The organism is uncultured Methanobrevibacter sp., from assembly GCF_947170395.1.
Classification (GTDB): Archaea; Methanobacteriota; Methanobacteria; order Methanobacteriales; family Methanobacteriaceae; genus Methanocatella.
In genome coordinates, this window is record NZ_CAMVTE010000018.1 from 1 (window position 1) to 26,305 (window position 26,305).

A 26,305-nucleotide genomic window follows, 5' to 3' on the forward strand; every position below is an offset into this window, starting at 1 on the left:
GATTCTTCTGGCATGATTTCTGTGATGAATATATTGAAGCTGTAAAATACAGATTATACACTGAGGTTAGCGATGAATCAAGAAGAGCTGCAAAATACACTTTAAAAACAGTCGTTGAGACATCTTTAAAATTATTAGCTCCGATTGCACCATTCTTTACTGAAGAGGTTTACCAATATTTCTCAGACGAATCAATCCATACTACTTTATGGCCTGAGGTATATGAGGAATTAATCAGTGAGGAAATGGAAACTAAAGGTGAAACTACCGTTGAGTTAATTGATGAGGTAAGAAGGTTTAAATCAGCTTCTAAAATCCCATTAAATGCAGAACTTGCTGAAGTAAATGTATATACTTCAGATGATTCATTAGTTGAAATATTCAACGATTTTGAAGATGATATTAAAGGAACTTTAAAAATTAAGGATTTAGCTATTAGCTCTGGAAAACCTGAAGTTCATGAAAAAATCATCGAAGTCGAACCGGATATGTCTCAAATCGGACCTAAATTCAAAGGAGATGCTGGAAAAATCATTGGTTATTTAAAATCAACTGATATTGGGGAAATCGGTGCTGTTTTAGAAAATGATCATGAACTGACAATTGGTGAGATTGTAGTTCCTGAGGACATGTTGAACATCAAAAAGGAGATTGTTGGAGCTTCTGGTAAAAAAGTGGATATCCTACAATCCGAAAACTTGGACATGATTGTGGAAGTAATTAGATAATTACTTTCCATTAACTTTTTTTTTAAAATCAATATTGTTTTTGCTTTAAATTATTTTTAATAGAAGTAAATATTGTATTTGGCTTATTTAAAGTATTTATACTACTTTTCAGTGAAATAAAAACTGGAGATGAGAATTATTTTTGTATATTTTAATGGACTTGTGTGTGATGTCAAAAGCCTATATCTATTTTTATTTAAGTCCAAGAGGGTTCTATTAGTGTTTTGGTCTCATCTCCTACTCAATATCATTATCTAACTTTTTTACAACTCTTGCAGGCACTCCTATTGCAAGGGAATTGTCTGGAATGTCTTTTGTAACAACTGCTCCTGCACCAACAACTACGTTATTTCCAATAGTAACGCCAGGTAAAATTGTCACGTTGCCTCCTAACCACACGTCATTACCTATTCTGATTTCACTTCCCTGAGCCAAATGTTCTCTTCGACCTTTTGGAGTTAAAGGGTGGCCGACAGTAGTTATTAATGTATTTGGACCAATCATCACATTATCTCCAATATAAACTTCTTTAATGTCAAGAATGGTTAAATTAAAATTTGCAGTAAAATTGTTTCCTATGAAAATGTTTTTTCCATTATCGAAACAGAATCGTTTGGCAATCCAAACTTTTTCACCCACTGAACCTAAAATCTCTTTTAAAACTTCATGTTGTTTGTCTAAATCATCTTCAGCAAGTGAATTGAATATATTTGCATTTTCGATTGCATTCAATTTCATTAAGGATATTTCTTTATCGTCATAGCAGTATTCAAGACCTGCCTTCATCTTATCAATTTCATTCATGGGTAAATATTTATGGATTTTAATTAAAAAAATATTTGGATAAAATGAAAATTGAGATATATACTACTTTGAAGATATTAATTCATTAATTATTGTTTCATTTTGATAATAAGCATTGCTATATCGTCAGATAGTTCCTGATTGCTGTAAAATTTGTTGAGGTCATTTTCAATGGATTTTATAATGCTGCTTAATTCATTATTCTTATTTTGATTTAATGTTTTTTGCAGATTTTCGTATCCGTAATATTCATCATTACTATTGTTTGCATCAGTAACTCCGTCAGTATATAAGAATAATGAATCATTAGGCTTTAATTGAATAACCTGTTTTTCATAGTGCATATTTTCCATTCCAGCTAAAAGTAATCCTGGTTTACCACTCAAAAATTCAAAATCACCATCGTTTTGTTTAATTAATGGTTTTTTGTGTCCTGCATTAACATAAGTCAGTTCACCTGTTTTTGTATTAAGTTTTCCAAGCCAACAGCTAACAAACACTTCTTCAACATTATCTTTACAAAGTTCGTTATTGGCTTCGTAAAATACTTCTGATAAATCTGAATAATAGGTAGCATAATCTCTGAGTAATGTCATGGCCTTTACCATGATTAATGCAGTTGACACACCTTTTCCACTGACATCCCCTATTACAAATCCAATATTTTCATCATTGATTTTGAAATAATCATAAAAGTCTCCACCAACCTCATGTGCCGCTTTCATAAATCCCCAAAGACTAAGATTATTATTTTCATTGAACTCTTCAAAATCTGTCGGAACCATTGAGTATTGAATTTCATGAGCTAATTTGAGTTCTGTTTCATATCTCTCTTTTTCTTTGGTTACATCCAATAAGTTGTTAGAATAATCTACGAATTCCTTCTGCATGTTAAGCAGGGATTCAGACAGTGATTTTATTTCATTGCTTACGGTAATTGATTTCAAATTATTAACTAAATCCTCTAAATCATTATCATCACTTATTTCTTCAGACAGATATGTGGATAACTGATTGACTGGTTGCATAACCTGTTTTTCCAAAAACAGCATATAAATTGTTAATGGTATTAGAATGGCCAGGAAAAATCCAGATAACATAATAAGATAATTTAAAAATTCAGATGCAATACCAAATTCATAAACTCCGGTTATTGTTAATGAAATCAAAAGGATAGTTGGGATTATAATTAATATGACGAATATTGTAATAAATGCATTATAGAATAATGTAGGTTTTTGAGTATTTTCTATTTTAAAGACATCCTCATCCAGTGGTTTAATTAAAAATATTCCTGAAAATATTAAAATTAACAGTAAATAAATAGTATTTGGACTATTTATTGTGATTAGTGAAAGAACTATTGAAGCTATGAAGAAAATCTCATATAATTTAATAGGCATGATTTTTTTAATTTGTTTTGGAGTATATACTGCAATATTTAATTTTCCAAATATTCCCATACCTAACAAAAGCAAAATCAGTCCTAATACGAATATCATATAATAACTTTCAAGATTTAATTTGATGACTTTATCAAAGATGTGATTGGTAAATAGATATGTTTGCAGAATAATGAAAAATATGATACATATTATTTTAATGAAACTATTAAAACTGTTTAAATTAGGTATTTCATGATTTCTTTTAGTTTTTATTGAGTACCATAATTTCCAAGGCATTATTCCCAAAATAAATAGGGATGAACCAGTTAATAAGATTGTTAGAGGATTGGTCATTCCTAAAAATAAAATCCAATATAATACTTCAACTATGGTAAATCCTAATATTGCATATGGACCTAACAATAAACTTAATAAAAGTAACGAGGACAACTCTAAGTGAATAGAATTGCTATCAAACCAGATGGATCCAATTAAAATTAGCATTATATTTATCATCATGGAGATAAATATAATAAATTTCTGTGATTTGAAAAGTTCTTTACTAATCATTTTCCACCTGCTCCATTATATTTTATTATAAGCATTGTTGTATCGTCAAATTGCTTATTATTGCAAAACATATTAATGTCTTTATTAATTTCAGTTATTATGTCGCTTAATTTTTCATTTTTATTTTTATTGATTATTTCTTTTAAGCGGTCTTCTCCATAAAATTCATTATAATTGTCATTAGCTTCAGTAACTCCATCGGTATATAGGAATATCATGTCTCCGGCATTCAAATTAATTTCATGTTCGCTATATTTTATGTCTTTCATTCCTCCGATGACTAAATTTGGATGTGTATTCAAGTACTCAAAATCAGAGGAGTCATGTTTAATTAACGGTTGGTTGTGTCCTGCATTAACATAGGACAGCTTTCCGCTATTTAAGTTTAATTTTCCAATCCATGTTGTTACAAATAATTCCTCATCATTTCTTTCATAAGCCAAATTGTTTACTTTTTCAATAACCTGTGATAAATCATCATTAAATTTAGAATGATTTTTAATTAAATACATTGTTTTAACCATGAATAATGTTGAAGGAATTCCTTTACCGCTAACATCTCCTATAACGAAATATACATTATCATCAATTTTGAAATAATCATAGAAGTCCCCTCCAACTTCTCTTGCAGGTTTCATTGTAGCGCTGACTTCAAATTCATTTTCTGAAAATTCTTCGAAATTTTTTGGCACCATATTTGATTGTATGTCACTTGCCACATCAAATTCAGTTTTGAATTTTTCTTTTTCAGAAGTTGTAATTTGAATTTGATGTAAATTATTCCTAATCTTATAAAATGACCTTACAAATGAATTGGCCAATATTCCAATACTGTCATTTCCAATGTATTTTTTTACATTAATAATTGATTCAATCCTATTTTCTGTTTTAAAGTAATTATCTGCAGTATCAATTAGTGCGTAAAGTGGATTGGTTATATTTTTTTCTATGTATCTTATATGAATTAATGAAACCAATAATATCAGCACACTTGTGAATGCAATGATAAGTAAAAGTTGGTATGATGGATCAAGATTGGGTGTAAAAGATAAAATAAGTGTGTTGAAATAGTTAAAGTTCAAAAATATGGTTATGGATATGATTATTAAAAAGATTAGTATAATTTCTTCAATAATTGAATAGTTGTCGTTCGTTGGTTTAATAGTCCTGTCAAAAGTATTGAAACATATCAGCAGAGAAGTCACTATTAATATAAAGTAGAAAATATGCTTTATGAACCTAATGCCTTCAACGAATTCCTTAAACATGATATATGCTACACATATTAAAAGTACTGTTAAAAGATAATACGGGTTTATGTTTATTTTTGTTATCTTTCTTTTAGGAGTTCGTAAAGGTATCTTAAGTATATTAAAAGAACTAATCAGCAGCAATCCAAATATTAATGAAAATGTGATAATATTTAAAATGTAAGGGAAGTTAAAATCCACGTCTGTAATGGAATATGAGAAATTTAAACCCGGATACAGTGAAAAAGAAATAACTAGGAGTGCAAAATATACAATGGAAACAATCACTGTAATGCAAAAGAACTTAACAATATTGTATGTTGAGTTAAATCTAGGTGTGTCTATTTTCTTTTTTGTTAAAATATTATACCATAATTTATATGCCAATAGTGAAATAAAAAATGTGGTTGCAAAATCAATAATCGGTGTAGGAAAGCCTATTCCTTCAATTAGTTCCCCAGTTAATGTTGCAGTTGCAAAACCCAAAGCTCCTACCGGACCAAACATCAAACCGAATGTTGGGGCGAAAGCCATATCTATAAATATGTAATTGCCTCCAATACGTTGATATTCGAAAAGGTAGTTTAATATCAATTCCACACAAAATGTGAAAATGAATATGAATATTGGATTACTGAATAACTTTTTTATTTTTGAAGGAACCATTGAATATTATGTATAAATACTAGCATATATAAATCTTTTTTAAATGATTTTTCAAAAAATGTTAGTAATTAATAGAACAAATTGGGTTTTCTTATGAATAATTATATAATTTCTGACTATTCTAAAAAGTATTCAATATATTATTTCATTACATTAAATTGTATGATGTGTTAGAAATACGAATATTCTAATTAAAAATTATATGTATATATATTTAAAAATTTAAAAATAGTAATGTGTATTTTACAGTTGGTTGAATTATGAATTTATTAAGCAGTGATAATAAATTATTAAATTCCTTTTTTAAAAACTATTTATTCGGGACAGTAATTTCTGTAGTACTCACTATTTTAACTGTTATTTTAAATGGAATAATCATTGGCAATTTCTTTGGCAATATTGGTCTTGCAGCATTCGGCTTGGCAATGCCAATTATTTATGCCAATTTGGCAATAGGGTATATTTTCTCGTATGGTGGTTCTATTGTCGCATCCAATAACATGGCTGATGAAAAAAGAGTAAACAATAATTTCTCAGTGACTTGTATTGTTGCAGCAATTGTGGGGATTGTTTTAACTGCATCATTGTTATTTTTTTCAACAAATGTTGCCCAAATATTAGGTGCATCAGGTGAATCATTAGATGCAACTGTATCACTAATGAGAGGTTTGTTTTTAACGATATTGCCTTTGATGTTTTTATATATTTTTGTAAATTATTCAAGAATCGATGGGTATCCTCTATTGGGTCTTTATGCCGGTTTGATATTGTTTATATTAAATTTAATTTTAGATTTGGTATTTGTACTGATATTGAAAATGGATATTTTTGGTATTGGGCTTGCAACTGCATTAAGCAACCTGATTACAGTTCTATTTCTATTAAGCCATTTTCTTTCAAAAAAAAGTTCATATAAATTCCAAAAGAATTTAGAATTTAAAATGGAATTGTCCCAGATAATCAAATCCGGCCTTCCAAGTGCTTTAAATCAGGTTTATAATATGGCCCGTACAATAATCACAAATAATTTAGGAGTATGGGTTGGCGGAGTTATATTTTTAGGTGCCCTTTCTGTCCAATCGAATGTTTATACATTGTTATGTAGTGTAGGTATTGGAATCGGATCAACCACTTTAGCGCTGGGTGGTGTTTTTTATGGTGAAAATGATAAAACTCACTTGGAACAATTATTAGGAATATCAATTAAATATGCATTGGTTATCATTTTTATTATTTCTATAATTCTCTTTATTTTCGCCCCTTATTTCGTTTACATGTTCGGTAATAATCCTGAAGTGTATGACACTGCAATAAGAGGTCTTAGAATATTTGCATGGTCTTTGCCGTTTTCCGGATTATGTTTTATTTTATTGAACTTTTATAATGCAACACAGCAGCTAAAAATTGCCAATTATATTAGTTTCGCCCATAGTTTCTTATTCTTGTCAGCATTTGCAACCATATTTTCATTTTTAATTGGTGGCGACGGTATTTGGATAAGTTTTGTATTGTGTGAAATCGTTACATTGCTTAGTTTACCATTCTTAATTAAATTAAAAACTAAAAAATTCCCTAAATCGTTAAGTGATTTTGTAATTATGGATGAAAATGAATTCCCATCTGAAGATACTTATGTGGCATATCTTGAGTCCGAAGAGGAGTTATTGGACCTCGTTGAGAATATTGATGAAAAATTGAATGATAGTGATTTGGATGATAAAACCAAATTGAGAATACAATTGATACTTGAGGAAATGGGAACAACTATTTTTACCCATGCCTATAAATTTAAGAAAAACAAATATTTAAATATCAGAATTCTTTATAAGAACACTGAAGAAGTTATTATTTATTTCCAGGACAATGGTGTTCCTTTTGATATTGAAGGGGATATCGGCAATAAAACTGAATTTTATGGAATTAAAATAGTCAAAAACTTTTCAAAAGACATAGATTACAATAACAACCTTAAATTAAATAACAATAAGATTATTATTCCTAAAAACTAAATTGGTGACTTTATGGATATAGAAAAACAAAAAGACGGAAAAAAGTTAGATATTAAATTGGTGGGTAGATTGGATACAAAAACTGCTCCTGAACTATCAGAAGTACTAAAAGATAGCTTAACGGATGTTGAGGAGTTAACTTTTGATTTATCTGACTTGATTTATATTTCAAGTGCAGGACTTAGAATAATTTTGTCTACTCAAAAAACAATGAACGTACAAGGCTCTATGAAGGTAACTAATGTTCAGGATATTGTTATGGAGGTATTTGAATCAACTGGATTTGTAGATATCTTGACAATTGAGTAGTTTTGAGGCTGAATTATGGATTTAAGCAATATCGATATTTCTAAATTATCCTTTTCTGAACGGTTTTATTTAAAGTGTATTTCAGATGGAAATAAGGTTCGTGAATCATTAGATATCATGACCAAGGATCCTATGAAATATAATGCTGATTTGTTGTTTAAAATTCTTGAGGATAATAAAGATACAGAGTATGGTCAAAAATATGATTTTGCAAATATTAAAAGCATTGAGGAATATCAAAACAAGGTTCCTATAACTGATTATGATAGCTATGCAGATTACATTTACAGAATGACTGAAAACGGAGAGAAAAATCTATTAACCTCCTATGAAATAATTCATTATGCAAAATCATCCGGTACAATGGGAAATCCTAAAAGGATACCTACCAGCTCTCTTAATCAAGAAATCAACATGAAATATAATTATGCTTATCTATTCAACATGTTTTCTGAAAAAGTTGGTTTTGACTGGATTAAATATCCTTTTTTAAATTTAACAGAACTTTCCATATCTACATTGCCTTCCGGTGACACTTATGGTTCTATTTCAGGTAAGATAATGGGTGGTTTTGGCGATAAAATTTCTGAGTTTATCACATCTCCGATTGAGGCTTTAGTTCCAGAGGTTGGTACTGATATTCGTTATATTCATGCACGCTTTGCATTAATAAATCCTGACATCTCATTTACAATAACCAGTTTTGTAAGTTTGTTTTTAGAAATTTTACGTTACATTAAAGGTAATTGGGAGCTGTTAGTTAAAGATATTGAAAATGGGACTATTAATGAGTCTGTAAAAATGTCTGATGAAGTTCGTGAAAGTTTACTTGGAAAAATCAAACCGATGCCTGAAAGGGCAGATGAACTTAGAAAAATATTTAAAGAAGGCTTTGATGAACCTATTGTTCCTAAAATTTGGCCAAGAATGTTGCTCCTTATAGGATGCGGATCTGGAGGTTTTTCAAATTATGTTGAAAAAATAAAAAAGTTTACAGGTCCGGAATTTAATTTTGCATTAATCGGATTAACTGCATCCGAAGGCATATTCTCACTTTTCACAGAATTAAACAGTCATGATGAAATTCTCATACCTGACAGCATGTTTTATGAATTTTTACCGTTGGATGCTGATGGGGACTTTAGCAAAATCGTGACTCTGGATAAATTAGAAGAAGGAAAAGACTATGAAGTTATTACTACTAATCTATCCGGATTTTATCGTTACAGGATGAAAGATGCTGTTCGATGTATTGGAAAATATAACAACACACCAATGATTGAATTTTTATATAGGCTGGACCAATGTTTAAGTTTGGCCGGTGAGAAGGTTAACGAAGAAAATTTAAGAGCGGCGGCATATAAAACAGAAAAGGATTTGGGATTCGATTTAATAGATTTCTCAGTTTATGCTGATTCCGATTCATCTCCAATGAAATATGTTTATTTAATGGAAGTGGATGATCTACCGGATGATGTAACAAAAGGAATCATTCAGGAAAAAATAAATGAGAATTTCTGTGCTACTGATCCAGTTTTATGTAATAAACTCGATAAATGTTTACTTGGAAAAACAGAACTTCATTTGCTGCAACCTGAAACTTATTTGTTATATAAAGAATTAAAAGTTGCCAGAGGTTCTTCTCCAGCCCAAGTTAAACCTCCTAGAGTATTAAGAGATGAACTAGATAGGTCTTTCTTCAATATTTTAATAGATGAAGAATTGGACCAGGATTATGGATGGAATATGGAAGAAATTATTTTAAAATCTAATACAGATAATTTAGATTCACTTTTATTAACAATTGAAGAATTGCTCGAAGATAAAGGAGTCCCAATGAAATCTAAATTGCAGTTGGAGTTAATAATTGAAGAATTGTTTGTAAATATTTGTAATTATGCTTATGAAAAAGAGGATGAAATAAAAATTCAATATGTGATTTTAAATGATCCTTTGAGGATAATTATGAACTTTATAGATAGTGGAATAGAGTTTAATCCTTTAAATATGGATGGTCCTGATTTAACTCTTGAAGCAGAAAAAAGAGAAATTGGTGGATTAGGTTTAACAATAGTTCGAAAAAATGTCGATGGGATAGATTACAAATATGAAAATAATCAAAACATTCTAACTATTGAAAAAATATTTTAATTCATCTAATTATCCAATTTTGGGATTTAATTTAATATTATCTAAAATTTAATCAACAGATAAATGTTTTAGTATAGGATAGTTGTGGACAGAAAACATAATTTAATTATCTTTGGCATGATAAAATGATTCTTAAGGTTAAAAAGATTTCAGAAATTGGGGGTGTTGTCAAAGCACCGCCTTCAAAAAGCTATTCGCACAGAGCAGTAATTTTAGCATCACTTGCAAAAGGCACTTCGAAATTATATGACATGTTGTATTCCGAAGATACTTTGGCATCAATTAGAGTTTGTAAAGCGCTGGGTGCTGAAATTAATCAATCTGAAGATTATTTGGAAGTTATTGGAACTGGAGGGAAACTTCACAATTCTTCAGCCAAACCAATTGACTTGGCAAATTCCGGAACTACTTTAAGGTTAATGACTTCTGTAGCTGCTTTAAGTGATAATGAAGTAGTTTTAACCGGTGATGAATCCCTGCAAACACGCCCTATGGGTTTATTAATGAGTGCCTTACAACCGTTAGGTGTCAATGCAGAATCAATTAATGATAATGAAAAAGCACCAATATTGATTAAACCGGGTTATGTGGGTGGCGATACTAATATTTATGGAAATGTTAGTTCACAGTTCATATCATCAATTTTAATATCCTCTCCATTGTCAGAACATGGTGTAACTTTATATGTTCTACCAGAATTTAAGTCAAAGCCATATGTTAATATGACTTTGGATATTATGAGGAAATTCGGCGTTAAAACATTAAAAGGATATTATCTCAAGCACGATAATTGTGATAAACAACATCAAAGCTGTAGGATTGATGAGTTTAAGATTACAAAACAGGATTATTTTGCTTGCGATTATACTGTTGAAGGTGATTATTCATCAGCATCTTACTTACTCGCATTAATAGCTATTAATGGTGGCAATGCTAAAATTAAAAATCTGTTTAGGAATTCTAAACAAGGAGATAAAGTAATTTTAGATATATTGCAAAAAATGGGTGCCACAATTATCCGTGGTGATGATTATGTAGAAATTGCATCAGATGGACATTTAAAATCTATAGATGTTGATTTGTCTAATGCTCCTGATTTGCTCATTACCGTTGCGGTTCTAGCGGCAATGGCTGAAGGTACTACTAATATCACTGGTGTGGCCCATGCCAGAGTTAAAGAAACTGACAGGATTGACACTACCTGCAGAGAATTAGAAAAATTGGGCTGTAAGCTAACTGAACGGGAAGATGGAATGAGCATAACTGGTGGTGTTAACTCTGGAGTTGTTGATTCACACGGTGACCACAGATTGGCCATGGCGTTTTCACTAATAGGTTTAAAACATGATATAGAAATAAAGAATGGTGAAGTATTTGACGTGTCATTTCCAGATTTTATTGAATCTATGGCAGAGTTAGGATTTGAATTGGAGTTGGTATGATGAATAAGGAAGAAAGAGTAATCGAACTTGTAAATCAGCTGGACAATACTTTTGAAATAAGAACTTTTTTAGACCATGATCCTTATAAGGTATTAGTCAGGACAATTTTATCCCAAAGAACCAGAGATGAAAATACCGATCAGGCTACTGAAAATTTATTCAGTAAATATAAAGACATATATGAAGTGGTTGACGCTCCAATTGATGATGTAAAAGAATTGATTAAACCTGCAGGATTTTATAACGTTAAAGCAGCAAGAATTCAGGAAGTTTCACAGATTCTTATAGATGAATATGGTGGTGAGGTTCCGGATACTTTAGAAGAGCTTGTAAAGCTTCCGGGTGTTGGAAGAAAAACTGCCAATTGTGTATTGGTGTTTGCATTTGACTTGCCGGCAATTCCTGTTGACACTCATGTTCACAGAATTTCTAACCGTTTGGGTTTGGTTGATACAAAAGAGCCTGAAGAAACTGAAGTGGAACTTTCAAAAATAGCTCCTAAGGATTTATGGATTAAATTAAACGATTTGATGGTTCAGTTCGGCCAAAATATCTGCAAACCTATTGGACCTCAGTGTGAGATTTGTCCCTGCACAGAAATCTGCGATTATTTTGCAGAAAACATCTAATTTTTTGCATTTTTAAAATTTTCCAAAACATTTATAAACTAAAACAATGTTATATAACAATAGTTATTATAACATTCGTTATATTTAACTTAAAGATAACCCTTTTAATATACCATTAAAAACAATTAATATAATAGGAGAAAAAATTATGGCAAATATACCAGAATTAAAAAGAGGAGTGCTCGACAGTATTACTGATGCTATTGGAAACACTCCAATCGTAAGATTAAACAATTTAACAGAAGGATTAGAAGCAGAAGTGGATGTAAAAATAGAATCATTCAACCCAACCGGAAGTGTAAAAGACCGTGTTGCAGTTGCTATGATTGAGGATGCAGAAGAAAAAGGCTTGCTCAAACCTGGTGCTACAATCATCGAACCGACAAGTGGAAACACTGGTATTGGTCTTGCATTTGCAGCGGCTGCTAAAGGTTACAAATTAATTATAACCATGCCTGAAACCATGTCTATTGAAAGAAGAAAATTTGTTGGCGTTTTAGGTGCGGAAATTGTCTTAACTCCTGGTGCTGATGGAATGGGTGGAGCTATTGCAAAAGCGAAAGAACTTAATGAAAATACACCAGATTCCATTATCTTAGGTCAATTCGATAACCCTGCTAATGTTAAAATCCATGCTGAAACTACTGCTCAGGAAATCTTAAGGGACACTGAAGGAAATGTTGATATCGTTGTTGGCGGTGTTGGTACAGGCGGAACAATTACTGGAATCGGTAAAGTATTAAAAGAAGAAGTTCCTGGTGTAAAAATTGTTGCGGTTGAACCAAAAGATTCCCAAACCTTAGGAAAAGGTGAAAAAGGACCTCACAAAATTCAAGGTATTGGCGCAGGTTTTGTACCTTCAATTTATGATTCTGATGTAATTGATGAAATCATTCCTGTTGCAAATGAAGATGCTGGAAACACATTGCTTGCTCTTGCTAAAAAAGAAGGCATATTTTCAGGAATATCTTCTGGAGCTGCAACTTGGGCTGCATTGGATTTAGCTAAAAAAGATGAAAACAAAGGTAAAAGGATAATAGCAATTTTACCTGATAATGGTGAAAGATATCTCTCTGTAGAATGGTTATTTGAATAAGAATAATTATTTATACTATATGTTATAAATTTATTTTATAACAATCTTTGAGGTTTACCAATGTTTGATAATTTAAGGGATGAAATCAAAGCAATCAAGCAAAAAGATCCTGCGGCAAGGTCTACACTAGAGATTTTCCTTTGCTACCCTGGATTTTATGCTTTGTTATTTCATAGAGTCAGTCATTGGCTTTGGAATCATTCTTTAAAACTTTTAGCCCGTATTAATTCCAATATTGCACGATTTCTCACTGGAATAGAAATTCACCCTGGTGCTACATTTGGTAAACGTGTTTTCATAGACCATGGGATGGGTGTTGTTGTTGGTGAGACTGCAATCGTTGGTGATGACGTGCTGTTATATCAAGGTGTAATCCTTGGAGGGACCAGTACAGAAAAAACCAAAAGACATCCTACTTTGGAACGGGGGGTCATTGTTGGTGCAGGTGCAAAGGTAATGGGTAACATTACCATCGGAGAGTACTCTAAAATAGGTACAGGTGCAGTTGTACTAAAGGATGTTCCTCCTGAATCAACATGTGTGGGCGTTCCAGGTCGTATTGTTAAATGTAAGGGTGTTTCCTACAAGGAAGTTGACCTTGACCACGGTAAGCTTCCAGACCCTGTTGCGGATGCAATCAGAACCTTGGAAAAACACCTCAAAGAAAATGATCAACAAATTAAGATATTATTTGATAAAAACGAAATTTGTTTAACAGAAGATATCCGAGATGAACAAGAAGAACTAGAGGATTTGTTTAAAAAATAGAAGGGATTTTTATGAAACCGCCTTGTGAAATCGTAGTATGGTATGTAATACCGGCCATTAGGTCTGAATTAGCTAAAGAACTTTTAAATTTGGGCATGAGGCAAAAAGATGTTTCAGAGCTCATGGACATTACTCAACCTGCAGTGTCACAGTACATTACAGACAAACGTGGAAGTGGAATAAAACTTGATGATAATGTCCGGAAAATGGTTAAGGACTTTGCTAAGGAACTGGCTGACGGAAGAGCTACAAAAGCACAACTGATTGGAAGAACATGCGCTATCTGTAAGCATGTTGAAACTGCAGATGTTTTGAACCAACTTAACATTGACAAATCTGAGCTTGGTGAGGATTGTCAATCTTGTTTAGGTTCCGAAGCTAGTAATTGCTAAAAATATTGGGAATAATAGTAAACTATTTAAACTATCAATAACCAATATTTTATTATACTTTTAATTTTAGTGGCAAGTTTACCGAGTGGCTTAGGTGTGTGGCTGCAGACCATAATACGGGGGTTCAAATCCCTCACTTGCCTTTTATAATTACTATTTTTCGAGGTTATTTTTTATGGACGTTTATTCAACTTTAACTCGCAGTAAAGAGAATTTTGTGACTATTAATAAAAATAGAGTTAACTTATTTGTTTGCGGTCCGACTGTTTATGATGATGCTCATATTGGTCATGGAAGAACTTACATTTCTTTTGATACAATTAAAAGATATTTGGAGTACAGTGGATATGCAGTATTTTATATCCAGAACATCACTGATATTGATGATAAAATCATCAACAGGTCAAAAGAAAGCGGAATTCCGGCAAGTCAGTTAGCTAGAAAATTTGAAAAAAGATACATTGAAGACATGAATAAATTAAATGTCAATGGTGTTAATTTATTTGCAAGAGCAACCGATCATGTTGATGAAATATTGGATCAGATTCAAAGATTAATCGATAAGGGTTTTGCTTATGAAACCGAAGATGGAGTTTATTTTGAAATTGATAAGTTTCCTGAATTCGGTAAATTATCCAACAGAAATGTCGAGGAGCTGGAATCTCACAGAGACCTTGCTGAGACCACTAAGAAAAATCCTCAGGACTTTGCGCTTTGGAAAAAACGTGAGGGTACAGATGAACCAACATGGCCATCCCCATGGGGTGATGGAAGGCCTGGCTGGCACATTGAGGATACTGCAATAACCGAATACTACTTCGGACCTCAATATGATGCCCATGGTGGAGGTTTGGATTTGATTTTCCCACACCACGAAGCGGAAATTACACAAATGGAAGCGGTTTCAGGGAAAGCTCCTATGGTTAAATTCTGGTTACACACTGGATTTTTAAATGTAAACGGAGAAAAAATGTCAAAATCTTTAAACAACTTCATTACCATTCGTGAATTGCTTGAAGATTGGGATGCCGAAACATTCAGATTCTTTGTACTTTCAACTCACTACAGAAGCCCTATCGACTTTTCTAAAGATTCACTTCATCAATCTGAAAAAAGTTTGGATAGGATTAGAAAATACTATGAACTTTTAGATGTTGAAGTGACTGAAGAATTTAGTTCTGATTATGAAATATTGGATAAATGGTCCGGCGAATTCTTCAATAGTATGGATGATGACTTTAACACTCCAAAAGCTATTGCAGCTGTGTTCGGATTAATAAATGATTCCAAAAATGATTTGGAAAATTTATCTGATGATGATAAAATAGCTATTAAGGCATTCTTGGATGATGTGGCTCATATTTTTGGTGTCAGCTTTGAAGTAGCAGAAGTAAATGCTGGAAGCGATGATTTGCTTGAAGTAATTTCTGAAGTAAGAACTGAACTTAGAGCTAACAAACAATATGATTTGTCTGATAAGATTAGAGATAACCTGCAGTCATTGGGTTATGAGATAAATGATTAGGGAGATTTGAATCTCCGTTTTTCTATTTTTTAATTTTTTTCTATAAGAAATAACAACCTTTATATACTATAATAACATATGTTATATTATATAACATAAGTTATATTTTATTTTTTTCAATGTTTTAATTTAGGCATACAAAACATTTAAATATAAAAAATAACTATTGTTATATAGTAATATAACACGTGATATATTATTAAGAAATTCAATTATTAAGGTGATTATTAATGACAAATAAAAATTATGGATTAGCAACATTAGGTGTACGTGCAGGACAAACTCCAGACCCCGCAACTGGGGCACAGGCAGTTCCAATTTATCAGACTACTTCATATGTATTTAAAGACTCAGATGAGGCTGCAAGAAGATTCGCCCTTCAAGAATTTGGACAAATTTACTCCAGATTAACAAACCCTACCAGTGATGTATTTGAAGCAAGAATTGCTGCTATTGAAGGCGGTAACTCTGGTATTTCAACATCAAGTGGTCTTGCAGCAATTTCATATGCAATTTTAAATGTAACTGAACCTGGAGATAATATAGTCTCAGCAGACAACCTTTACGGTGGAACTTACCAATTATTTAACTACACTTTCAAGGATCTTGCAAGAGAAGTCAGATTCGTAAACTCACAGGATCTGGAAGCTTTTGAAAATGCAATCGATGAAAAAACAAAGGCGATTTATGTGGAGTCTATCGGTAATCCTAAATTGGATGTACCTGATTTTGAAGCGTTGGCTGAAATTGCACATTCCCATGATATCCCATTGATTGTTGACAATACTGTTGGTGTAGGTTTGGTCAGACCTTTAGAACATGGTGCTGATGTCATTGCAGCATCTGCAACCAAATATGTTGGAGGTCATGGTACTGCAGTTGGAGGATACATTGTAGATTCTGGTAAATTCAACTGGGGAAACGGCAAGTTTGCAAACTTCACAAAACCTGATCCAAGTTATCATGGATTGGTATTCTGGGATGCGTTCGGTGATGTTCCTGAATTGGGTAACATTGCATTTACTGTAAGAGCAAGAGCAAGGCTTTTAAGAGATTTGGGTGCAACACAAGCTCCTGTGCACAGTTTTATTTTCCTGCAAGGACTTGAAAGTTTAGATGTACGTGTAAAAAGACACTCAGAAAATGCTCTAAAAGTAGCTAAATTTTTAGAAGCTCATCCAAAAGTTAAATGGGTAAACTATCCTGGACTTGAATCCCATCCAACTTATGAAATCAATAAAAAATACTTAAAAGATAACTTTGCAGGCATATTAGGATTTGGTGTTGAAGGAGGAGAGGAAGCTGGAAGAAAAGTAATTGAAAAATTAGAATTGTTCTCTATTCTTGCAAACATCGGTGATGCAAAAAGTCTAGCAATCCATCCAGCAAGTACAACCCACCAACAATTAACTCCTGAAGAACAGGAAGCTACTGGTGTAACACCTGATTTCATTAGGCTTTCCATTGGTCTTGAGGATGCAGATGATTTAATTGAAGATTTAAGTCAAGCATTAGATAGTATTTAAGTTACTGTCTAATCACTTAAAATATTTATATCATAAGTTAAAATTTTAAAATAAACAATTGGGAGATAAAGAAATGTATTTAGACAACTCAGCTACCACTCAAGTTAGTGAAGAAGTTTTCAATGAAATGGAACCCTATTTTACACAAGAGTTCGGAAACCCTTCCACTCTTTATAAAATTGGTCGTGAATCAAAAAAAGCACTTGATTTGGCTCGCCAAAGAGTAGCCGATGCAATCAATGCAAAACCTGAAGAAATATTTTTCACAAGCGGGGGATCAGAATCAGATAATCTTGCCATTAAAGGTATCGCTTTTAAACTGGCCAAAAAAGGTAAACATATTATCACTACCAATATTGAACACCCTGCAGTTAAAAATACTTTAGGATTTTTGGAATCCCTTGACTTTAAGGTAACCTATTTGCCGGTTTATGAAGACGGTCTAATTAAGATTGAAGACTTGAAAGAGGCTATTACTGATGAAACAATTTTAATAACAGTCATGCACGCTAACAATGAAATAGGTACTGTTCAACCTATTGAGGAAATCGGTAAAATAGCCCGTGAGAAGAAAATCAAATTCCATACCGATGCTGTTCAAAGTTTCGGTAAAATTGAGGTGGATGTTGAAAAATTGAATGTCGATTTGCTGTCTTTATCTTCACATAAAATTAATGGACCAAAAGGTGTTGGAGCATTATACATTAAAAAAGGAACTCGTGTAGTGCCGCTCATTCATGGTGGTGGTCAGGAAAAAGGAATCCGGTCCGGAACAGAAAATGTACCTGGAATTGTAGGGTTTGGGAAAGCTTGCGAATTAGCTTCCCAGCAACTTGAACAACATTATGAAAAATTATCCTCAATTAGGGATGAGCTTATTGAAAAAGTATTGGCCACCATTCCTGAAGCATATTTGAATGGGGACAGAGAAAACAGATTGCCGAACCTTGTCAACTTCAGATTTAAGGCTATTGAAGGAGAATCTTTGATTCTTTTATTGGATGCTAAAGGTTATCAGGCATCTACCGGGTCTGCATGTTCTTCAAATACACTGGAAGCGTCACCGGTATTGACAGCCTTAGGTCTTGATCCTGTTGATGTTCATGGATCTTTGAGAATTTCACTCGCTCCTGAAAGCGATGAATTTGATGTGGATGAATTTGTTAATGTCATCGAAGAATCTGTTTCAAGACTTAGAGAAATGTCACCTCTCTGGAATCAGGAACTCGATTATGATGGCGTAATGTGTAAAAAACACGATGATTGTAGGTTGTGTTAAAATGGATTATTCAGAAAAAGTAATGGATCACTTTGCAAACCCAAGAAACTGCAGAAAAATGGAAGATGCAAATGGTGTTGGAACTGTTGGAAACCCGACATGCGGAGACCTGATGACAATTTATATCAAAGTTGAAGATGATGTAATTCAGGATATTTCATTTCAAACTTTCGGTTGCGGAGCAGCTATTGCAACCAGCAGTATGATAACAGAAATAGCCGTTGGAAAAACATTGGAAGAAGCTTTAAAAATATCTAGAAATGATGTTGCAGAGGAATTGGATGGTCTTCCACCTATAAAAATGCATTGTTCAAACCTTGCTGCAGACGGGCTTCAGGCAGCCATTGAAAATTACTATGAAAATAATCAATAGTAATAAATACTTTGAAAAATAAAATATTTCTAACTATAAAAGGAGATGTTTTATTATGGCAAAGATATTAAAATGTGAAGAATGTGGAAGTATTATCCAAGTTTTAGCTATTGGTGATGAAAACGCATGCAATGACCACATGCTTGCAATCCCTGTACAGACTGAAGGTGAAAAATCACCTAAACACAAACCTGTTGTTGAAATCGATGGTGATAAAATAACCGTTAAAGTCGGTGAAGCTGCTCACCCAATGGATGATGACCACTACATTCAATTCTTAATTGTAGAAGCTGGTAAAGAACAATATGCAAAATGTTTCGAACCTGGAGATGTTGCTGAAGCAACCTTCACTGTTAATGCAGCTGAAGATGTTAAAGCATTTGCATTCTGTAATTTACACGGACTATGGTCCAGTGAATAGGTTTAAAATTTATTTTTAAACTTCTTTTTTTCTTTTATTTTCATATTATAAAAAATTTTAATTACTTGTTTTAATATACAATATATCGTGTCTAGTTATATTAAATTAATAATTTTTATTGTAATATTGGCTTTAGTTTCAACCGCTGTCCTTTTTATTGATAGTTCTACTGATAACATCAATAAATCAATGCAGGATATTAGTGATGGCATTGTAACGGGGGATAGGGAGTATAATGAAGCCGTTGATTTGGTTAACAATAAATATTTTTATGATGGAATGGATAAGGCAGTTTCTGCGGAAAATAATTATAACAGAAGTTTATCAAAATTGCTGGATATTCAGAGTAATTTCACATCAGATGTAAATAGTGTTCATCAGAATTACATCAATACGGTTATAAATGAATTGCAGTTGAAATTAGAAGCAATTGATTTATTTAAACAAGCTATTGAATGTTTTGAGGTTAATGCTAATTCTACTGGTACAAGTTATGCTTCTGAAGCTAATGATTTAATCTATCAGGCTAAACAGTACCAGGATCAAAGAGATTTGATAGTTATTGAAAATCCGGATTTATTTAAAGAAGAATTTGGTATTTAATTGAGGTTTTAAATGAAAACAAAATGTCCGAAATGTAAAGGAATAGGTTCAGTAGTTGTGGACTATAAAGAATGCGATGCCTGTGGTGGAACAGGTTATGAAGAGGATTTATTTGATGTAGGCAGTCACTTTAAAGGTGTTAACAGTAAGGCCCGTGATAAATTTGATTTGGGCGGGGATGAGGATATTCCCTGTGAAGTTTGTAATGGAAAAGGACAGGTGGAAGTGTATGAAGACTGTCCTCACTGCATGGGAACCGGTGAAATCAATGTATGTAGGGATTGCGGAGCATTAATTGATGAAGGACAGGATGTCTGCTCAGATTGTATGGAAAAAAGAAAGGTTGAGAAAATGAAACATGATGAATATGTTGCCCGTCAAAATCAGGCAAGAGACGTGTATGTATTGGATTCCTTATGTAAAATGAGCGATATTGATAAGGATAAGTTATACAAAGGAAAAATTACCAGAGTGGAAAGATATGGTGCTTTTGTAACATTAAACAATAATGTTTGGGGACTTATGAGGGGAGATGTTTCCGAATATAATGTGGGTGATGATGTCATTGTATTTATTACTGCAATCAAATCAAGGGAAAACAAAATCGATTTGGCACCGGCTTACGTTGACAAATACAGACTTATAAAATTAACAAAATCAATTCCTAGAACTCTTATTAAGCAACTGGAAGATAAAAAAGGTAAAATTGTAAGAATTGATGGTGAGGTTCAACAAATCCAGCAGACTTCCGGTCCAACAATTTTCATGGTAAGCGATGAAAGTGGAATAACTGAAATAGCTGCTTTTGATAAAGCCGGTGAGAGGTCTTATCCTGAAATCGAAGTTGGCGATGCTGTGCAGGTTTTAGGTGAAGTTAATGAACATAGCGGAAAGACACAGATTGAGTCATCTTCAATGACAAAACTTTCCGAAGAAAATACTCGTAAGTTACGAGCTTTAATTGATGCTGCATTAAACAAGAGGGCGGAGCCTGAAGATGTTGATTTCTTGGTCAAAAGTGATGTTTTAAATAGACTTAAACCGAAGATGCGTGAGGCAGCTCAAAAGATTAGAAGGGCAATACTTGATGGGAGGACAATTTTGCTTAGACACCACAATGATGCTGACGGTATCTGTGCTGGTGTGGCAATGGAAAAAGCTTTGATTCCATTAATTGAAAAAGCAAATCCAAGTAACGATGCTCAATATTATTATTTCAAACGTTCTCCAAGTAAAGCTCCATTTTACGAACTGGAAGATGTTGTTAAAGATTTGTCATTTGCCCTTGAAGACCAGGAAAGGCACGGTCAGAAATTGCCTCTGATTGTTCTTTTGGATAACGGTTCTACAGAAGAGGACATTGTAGCGCTGATGCAGGCCAAAATCTATGATATTGAAGTTGTTGTAATAGACCATCACTCTCCGGGTGATTTAATAACAAAAGATGTACGTGACGGCGAAATCTATGGTGCAACCGTTGCTGTGGATGAATATGTGGATACTCATGTAAATCCGTATCTTGTTGGTGGGGATTCCCAATTGACAGCCGGAGCATTGGCAACTGAAGTGGCACACATTATCAATCCTGATGTTGAGGAGTTAATTAAGCATTTGCCTGCAGTTGCAGCATTGGGGGACCGTGCTGAATGCGGTGAGGTCTATCAATATCTGCAATTGGCTAATGAAAAAGGATTTTCCAAAGAACATTTGGCAAAAATAGCCGAATGCGTTGATTTTGAAGCATATTTCCTAAGGTTCATGAATGGTAGGGGAATCATGGACACTATTCTGGCAGTGGACAACATTGACAAGCACGAAAAGATGATTGATGCACTGTATAAGGAATATCAAAAGAGAATCGATACCCAGCTTAAGGCAGCATTGCCAAACATTAAAAGGACACAGCTTGAAAATGGAATTTACTTCAACCTTATTGATGTTGAAAAGTATGCCCATAAATTCACTTTCCCTGCTCCTGGAAAAACATGCGGTTTCGTTCATGACCATGTTATAAAGGAATTGGGTGAGGATAAGCCTATTGTGACTTTAGGTCACGGACCTGATTTCGGAGTATTTAGGGCAACTGATGCTGTAAATGAAGAATTTGGATTTAATGTTAATGATATTGTAGCTACAATGATTGAAAGAGTTCCTTCCGCAGGCATTGACGGCGGAGGTCATGAATGCGCCGGTTCAATAAAATATATTGAAGGACTTGGTGAAGAAGTGTTATACAAGGTTGTTGAAGAAATTCAATCCCTATCCAAAAAATAGAATCTTAGAAAAATGGCTTTAGAAAATTATTGTAAAACTTGCGGTCATAGAATATTTCCCAATGAATCACACTGTTCCAAATGTGGTTATAAGACAGGTAATATAGCCAGCAGTGAAAATAATGTTTTAGTTTTGCCTATTCATGATATTGGATTTTTTAATTTGGATATAGATTTTTCACCATATATTGAAAGCAATAGGGATGATTTTAAATATGAAATATGTTCTTGCGGTTATTTGAATAGTGTAGATAATGAATTTTGCTATATGTGTGGAGCTAAACGGTCCAAAAGTAAACTTGCCAGAATCTTTAAAAACAGATCCAAACCATCATTATTCATGGATAATATTTTATGTGAGTGTGGTGCTGTTAATTCAAGGGAAAATGACTATTGTGAGATGTGCGGTAAAAAGTTGCAGGAGGTTACTGTCTCCAACGCCAACTATAGTAATTTTAACCTGGAGTTTGATGATTCTGTCTTCTGTTTTTGCGGGGAAGAAAATGAAAAGGATTCCCAATTCTGCAGGAACTGCGGTTTGCCTTTAAAAAATTATGGCAGCTCCCGAGATGTATTTATATTATGCACATGTTCTACAATTAATGAGGCCACATCTGATTTCTGCATTGAGTGCGGTACAAGTTTGAATAGGGAAAATTCCATCATAGTTTGCATATGTGGTGAAAAAAATCCTGAAGGTTCCAAGTTCTGTCAAAACTGTGACAAGCCGTTGAACCCTCAAAAAACATTGAAAACTAGAATCATTTGTTCATGTGGCGAAATATTAAATTGGAATGAAGATTATTGTCATAATTGTGGAAAAAATATTAAGATAACTTTAATTCGTAAAAATTCGATTAATAATACGGTAAAATCTCTTAAGGATATTTTTAGGTAGTGGTTTTATTGAAAATTTGTGATGTTTGCGGTACATATAACCTTAAGGAAAACAATTATTGCACCCATTGCGGAAATAGGTTCATAAGTGAAAACATATGCCCATACTGTGGAAAAGCAAATTTGGATTATGCTACTCATTGCGAGAAATGTCAAAAACAGATCAATCCGATAGCTATTGATGATTTTGATATACTGTTCAGCGATTATAATCATGATTTATTGTTAAATGCCCAAATTAATGATGAGGAATATAATAATCTGCTGCGTAATCTGTTTATAAGAGCAGATTATATTGAATTCGATGGAAATGATATTAAAGAGAAAATACTGAATTTTGCTAGCGTATTCACTGAATGCAGGCCTAAAGCCAGAGGTTATGAGAGAGGCTATATTTTCCTTGGAAATTGCATTTATTATGATGACCGTTTGGATGATTCGGTTCAAATAGCGACTATTATTCATGAATTGGGTCATTATTTTTTATTTGGAATAATTGAAAGTTTATTGTGCCATATTTTTAAGGTACGAACTTCATCAACACTCCAAAGTTTAGTTTGGTATTTTTTAACATTGCCTGAATTTAAAATCATGAATGAATATTGCGCCCATACAGTTGAAGGACGTTTCATTCCTTATGGATTTCAGAATTACGGTTCATTCAATGTATTGCTGGAAAATACAGAATTGGATAAGGAGTCATTGCAGACAATGGTAGTTTTTGGAAATACTTTTGCCAATGAAATAATCACTTATCTGGAAAAATATATTGATGAGGATTTGAGGGATGAAATAAAAATTCAATATAGAAAGGATTTGAATCCACCAACCTATGAATCAATATTCACTGAAACAAATGACTGTTTGCCTTTAGATTTAAAAAATAGTACTTTAATCAGTATTTTATATGATGTTTTTAAAGAAGCTTCACAAAAGAATGTTAGAGAAAAATTAAATGATATAAAAAAAGGGATTGATTCAACTTAATCATTTTTCCTCTTTTTCTTTAATTGCATCCAATACGTCTTTACCTGTGTCGGTCAATCTGTATAATCTGCCTTTGCGAGCTTCTTCATTAATGCATTCAACAATTTCTTTACTTTTTAATTCACTTAGAACTTTTGAAATATGGTTAGTTCTAATTCCACTGTCTTTTGCGATGTTAGTTGGTATTTTAACTTCATCTCCAATGGATTTCAATGTCTTTTCCCTATATTTGGAAATTTGGACATATGAAGTTAATTTCAAAAGCTCATCGTTTTCATTTGACATAATAGAATATTATATTGCTTATACTATAAAATGTTTATAACATTTTATTATTTTATTATAAGTAGTTTAAACACCAATTTAAGGGATTTCTCAAATATTTGTTAATTTATTTATATTATGAAAATTAAATTATTATTAATAATAGTTAGTAGTTTGATACTATGAAATGTAAAAAATGTGGTTTTGAGAATAAGGATACGGCAAAGTTCTGCACTAAATGCGGGGAATTGTTGGAAAGTGGTGGAGGAGGTGATTCTCCTGAAAAAAGTTCAAACAGCACTAAATATGTTATAATTGCTTTGGTTATTGTTATTATACTTCTTGTTGCTGTTATGGGTTATTTCATTGGATCAATGAATTCCAACTCTCAAGTTCAGGCTAATGATTCTCAACAGGACGCATCATCTTCCGTATCAAATGATGACAATGCTCAAACACAATCTGTTTCTTCTTCTCAAAGTTCAAGCTCACAAACCACTGAGTCAAAATCCTGGGAATTGATAGGCACGTATTCGGGATCCGGTTCAGGTTCTCAGACTATCAGCGTTCCGTCAGGTAAGATTATGGTCAAACTTTCAGCATATCCTATCAAAAACTATGCTACAAACCACTTATATGTCACAGGCTCCAACGGACAGTCCGGTGGAGTGGACTGGGGTTCACATAGTGATGTTGAAACAAGATCCGATTCATTTACATATACTTCATCTTCATCTCAGACATTTGACATAGATTATTATGAGACTGTAAGTTGGCAAGTAGAGTTCTACAGATATCAATAATTAGAGAATTTAACATGTTTGTTGATTTAAATATTAAAGGAAGCAGTTTGGAAAATAATTTGGTTATGGCCAATGAGTGTTTGGGATATGGATGGAACCATATAAATTTTTCATACAATCAAAATGATTTTAAGCAAGCTTTGGGGTTTAAAGACGATTTATTAAATAGTCTGGATGATAAAATCAGTTTTGATTATACCTTGGAGATTAAATCAGATAATGTCAATGAGATTAGAAAAATTGCCCGTAAATTCAGAAATAAATCATCATGCATTTCTGTTGTTGGCGGCGATTTAAAGGTTAATCGGGCGGTTTTGGAGAATGTTCAAATTGATGTTTTATCAAGGCCTTATCTCAAACGCTTTGAAGGTGGCATGAATCATGTTTTGGCCAAACAGGCTGTAAATAATAATGTTGCTGTTGAATTGTGTTTTAGGGATGTTTTAAGAAGTTATTTATCCTACCGATCCAAGGTAATTTCTAATTTTAAAGATATTTATACATTATATAGAAAATTTGATTTTCCCTTAATTCTATCTTCGGGAGCAGAATCAGTTTTTGATTTGAGAACTACGCTTGATTTTATTTCCGTTTTTAAACACACAGGTTTAACTGATGTTGAAATAGAAAAATCTTTTAAAACTTCTGCAGAAATCCTTGAATTTAATAAAAATAGGGATAAAATGATTTTAAAGGGTGTAAGGAGGGTTGATGATGAAACTTAAGGTTTTGCCTCCCACTCTTAGAAAGAATAATCGATATTTGACCGTAGACATTAAGATTGATTGCCCTATTTCTAAGGATGATTTGGTTACTATAGTATGGGATGCCTGCGTTCGCTTTCAGGGGGAAACAAATACTGCTAATTTTAATTTATGGGTTATGAAGTTTTATGAAATGGAAAAACCGGACGATTATTATTGTTATAAAGCAATAATTAGATGTCAAAGGGATTTTGTAAGTGACGTCAGGTCTTCACTTGCCCTTGCCAATAAATTTAACAATTCCAGAATTGCCATTACGACCATCGGATTGTCAGGTACAATCAAAGCTTCCCAGAAATATATTTAAATTACTTTTTGTTATTAAAAAATAGAAAACTTTATAAATAATATATATTATAAATATCAATTGGATTTATGGAAAAAAGAATAA

25 protein-coding genes and 1 tRNA gene are annotated in these 26,305 nt (G+C 32.7%); 22 read left to right on the forward strand and 4 right to left on the reverse strand.

Annotated elements, in window-relative coordinates:
• Window positions 1-728, forward strand: a 728-nt coding sequence (locus Q0W04_RS06240; protein WP_298501270.1) for a class I tRNA ligase family protein, incomplete at its 5' end; no start/stop codon positions are given.
• Between the two features lie 237 nt (window positions 729-965).
• On the opposite strand, the gene Q0W04_RS06245 is transcribed toward Q0W04_RS06240, so the two are convergent.
• The 3 genes from Q0W04_RS06245 to Q0W04_RS06255 all read right to left on the reverse strand — a co-directional run bounded on the left by Q0W04_RS06245 (window position 966) and on the right by Q0W04_RS06255 (window position 5,271).
• Complete coding sequence (locus Q0W04_RS06245) at window positions 966-1,532, reverse strand: sugar O-acetyltransferase (RefSeq protein ID WP_298501271.1); 567 nt, start codon at window positions 1,530-1,532, stop codon at window positions 966-968.
• An 89-nt stretch (window positions 1,533-1,621) separates the two neighbouring features.
• Entirely contained in the window at window positions 1,622-3,034 is a 1,413-nt protein-coding gene (locus Q0W04_RS06250) for a PP2C family protein-serine/threonine phosphatase (protein WP_298501272.1), read from the reverse strand.
• Window positions 3,035-3,483: 449 nt separating this feature from the next.
• Window positions 3,484-5,271: a PP2C family protein-serine/threonine phosphatase gene (locus Q0W04_RS06255; protein WP_298501273.1), complete on the reverse strand. Its 1,788-nt coding sequence runs from the start codon at window positions 5,269-5,271 to the stop codon at window positions 3,484-3,486.
• A gap of 392 nt (window positions 5,272-5,663) precedes the next feature.
• On the opposite strand from Q0W04_RS06255, the gene Q0W04_RS06260 reads away from it, so the two are divergent.
• From Q0W04_RS06260 to Q0W04_RS06345, 18 genes are all read left to right on the forward strand, one after another.
• Complete coding sequence (locus Q0W04_RS06260; RefSeq protein ID WP_298501274.1) at window positions 5,664-7,412, forward strand: MATE family efflux transporter; 1,749 nt, start codon at window positions 5,664-5,666, stop codon at window positions 7,410-7,412.
• A 12-nt stretch (window positions 7,413-7,424) separates the two neighbouring features.
• Window positions 7,425-7,721 carry an STAS domain-containing protein gene (locus tag Q0W04_RS06265; RefSeq protein ID WP_298501275.1) on the forward strand — a complete coding sequence of 99 codons (297 nt, stop codon included), beginning with the start codon at window positions 7,425-7,427 and terminating at the stop codon, window positions 7,719-7,721.
• Between the two features lie 15 nt (window positions 7,722-7,736).
• The gene (locus tag Q0W04_RS06270) at window positions 7,737-9,872 is read left to right on the forward strand and encodes a GH3 auxin-responsive promoter family protein (RefSeq protein WP_298501276.1); all 2,136 of its coding nucleotides are present in this window, start codon (window positions 7,737-7,739) and stop codon (window positions 9,870-9,872) included.
• Between the two features lie 125 nt (window positions 9,873-9,997).
• Window positions 9,998-11,314, forward strand: coding sequence for a 3-phosphoshikimate 1-carboxyvinyltransferase (gene aroA / locus Q0W04_RS06275; RefSeq protein WP_298501277.1), 1,317 nt, complete (start codon window positions 9,998-10,000; stop codon window positions 11,312-11,314).
• Window positions 11,314-11,943: an endonuclease III gene (gene nth, locus Q0W04_RS06280; RefSeq protein WP_298501314.1), complete on the forward strand. Its 630-nt coding sequence runs from the start codon at window positions 11,314-11,316 to the stop codon at window positions 11,941-11,943. Before aroA ends, nth begins: the two co-directional genes overlap by 1 nt.
• 148 nt (window positions 11,944-12,091) lie before the next feature.
• On the forward strand, window positions 12,092-13,039 hold the full coding sequence (cysK, locus tag Q0W04_RS06285) for a cysteine synthase A (RefSeq protein WP_298501278.1): 948 nt from the start codon (window positions 12,092-12,094) through the stop codon (window positions 13,037-13,039).
• A gap of 60 nt (window positions 13,040-13,099) precedes the next feature.
• Complete coding sequence (gene cysE, locus Q0W04_RS06290; RefSeq protein ID WP_298501279.1) at window positions 13,100-13,807, forward strand: serine O-acetyltransferase; 708 nt, start codon at window positions 13,100-13,102, stop codon at window positions 13,805-13,807.
• Window positions 13,808-13,818: 11 nt separating this feature from the next.
• Window positions 13,819-14,199, forward strand: coding sequence for a transcriptional regulator (locus Q0W04_RS06295; RefSeq protein ID WP_298501280.1), 381 nt, complete (start codon window positions 13,819-13,821; stop codon window positions 14,197-14,199).
• 71 nt (window positions 14,200-14,270) lie between these two features.
• Window positions 14,271-14,342: transfer RNA gene (locus Q0W04_RS06300), tRNA-Cys, on the forward strand.
• 32 nt (window positions 14,343-14,374) lie between these two features.
• Window positions 14,375-15,724: a cysteine--tRNA ligase gene (gene cysS / locus Q0W04_RS06305; RefSeq protein ID WP_298501281.1), complete on the forward strand. Its 1,350-nt coding sequence runs from the start codon at window positions 14,375-14,377 to the stop codon at window positions 15,722-15,724.
• Window positions 15,725-15,954: 230 nt separating this feature from the next.
• Window positions 15,955-17,250 carry an O-acetylhomoserine aminocarboxypropyltransferase/cysteine synthase family protein gene (locus Q0W04_RS06310; protein WP_298501282.1) on the forward strand — a complete coding sequence of 432 codons (1,296 nt, stop codon included), beginning with the start codon at window positions 15,955-15,957 and terminating at the stop codon, window positions 17,248-17,250.
• Between the two features lie 73 nt (window positions 17,251-17,323).
• A complete protein-coding gene (nifS, locus tag Q0W04_RS06315; protein ID WP_298501283.1) occupies window positions 17,324-18,529 on the forward strand; it encodes a cysteine desulfurase NifS in 1,206 nt (401 codons plus the stop codon).
• Window position 18,530: 1 nt separating this feature from the next.
• Window positions 18,531-18,902, forward strand: a complete 372-nt coding sequence (nifU, locus tag Q0W04_RS06320) for a Fe-S cluster assembly scaffold protein NifU (protein ID WP_298501284.1) — start codon at window positions 18,531-18,533, stop codon at window positions 18,900-18,902.
• A gap of 55 nt (window positions 18,903-18,957) precedes the next feature.
• Window positions 18,958-19,323: a desulfoferrodoxin family protein gene (locus tag Q0W04_RS06325; RefSeq protein WP_298501285.1), complete on the forward strand. Its 366-nt coding sequence runs from the start codon at window positions 18,958-18,960 to the stop codon at window positions 19,321-19,323.
• A 126-nt stretch (window positions 19,324-19,449) separates the two neighbouring features.
• Window positions 19,450-19,926 (forward strand): hypothetical protein, encoded by a 477-nt coding sequence (locus Q0W04_RS06330; protein WP_298501286.1) that lies wholly within the window; start codon window positions 19,450-19,452, stop codon window positions 19,924-19,926.
• Window positions 19,927-19,938: 12 nt separating this feature from the next.
• Complete coding sequence (locus tag Q0W04_RS06335) at window positions 19,939-22,200, forward strand: DHH family phosphoesterase (RefSeq protein WP_298501287.1); 2,262 nt, start codon at window positions 19,939-19,941, stop codon at window positions 22,198-22,200.
• Window positions 22,201-22,212: 12 nt separating this feature from the next.
• Entirely contained in the window at window positions 22,213-23,097 is an 885-nt protein-coding gene (locus Q0W04_RS06340; RefSeq protein WP_298501288.1) for a zinc ribbon domain-containing protein, read from the forward strand.
• Between the two features lie 8 nt (window positions 23,098-23,105).
• A complete protein-coding gene (locus Q0W04_RS06345) occupies window positions 23,106-24,083 on the forward strand; it encodes a zinc ribbon domain-containing protein (RefSeq protein WP_298501289.1) in 978 nt (325 codons plus the stop codon).
• On the opposite strand, the gene Q0W04_RS06350 is transcribed toward Q0W04_RS06345, so the two are convergent.
• Complete coding sequence (locus Q0W04_RS06350) at window positions 24,084-24,368, reverse strand: winged helix-turn-helix domain-containing protein (protein ID WP_298501290.1); 285 nt, start codon at window positions 24,366-24,368, stop codon at window positions 24,084-24,086. It lies immediately after the preceding gene.
• A 161-nt stretch (window positions 24,369-24,529) separates the two neighbouring features.
• Here Q0W04_RS06350 and Q0W04_RS06355 point away from each other — a divergent pair, with 161 nt between their 5' ends.
• From Q0W04_RS06355 to Q0W04_RS06365, 3 genes are read left to right on the forward strand one after another with little or no spacing between them, the layout of a single operon-like run.
• The gene (locus Q0W04_RS06355; protein ID WP_298501291.1) at window positions 24,530-25,150 is read left to right on the forward strand and encodes a zinc ribbon domain-containing protein; all 621 of its coding nucleotides are present in this window, start codon (window positions 24,530-24,532) and stop codon (window positions 25,148-25,150) included.
• Window positions 25,151-25,164: 14 nt separating this feature from the next.
• Window positions 25,165-25,875 (forward strand): ribonuclease P protein component 3, encoded by a 711-nt coding sequence (gene rnp3, locus Q0W04_RS06360; protein ID WP_298501292.1) that lies wholly within the window; start codon window positions 25,165-25,167, stop codon window positions 25,873-25,875.
• The gene (locus Q0W04_RS06365; RefSeq protein WP_298501315.1) at window positions 25,865-26,221 is read left to right on the forward strand and encodes an Rpp14/Pop5 family protein; all 357 of its coding nucleotides are present in this window, start codon (window positions 25,865-25,867) and stop codon (window positions 26,219-26,221) included. Before rnp3 ends, Q0W04_RS06365 begins: the two co-directional genes overlap by 11 nt.
• The last annotated feature ends 84 nt before the right edge of the window (window positions 26,222-26,305 follow it).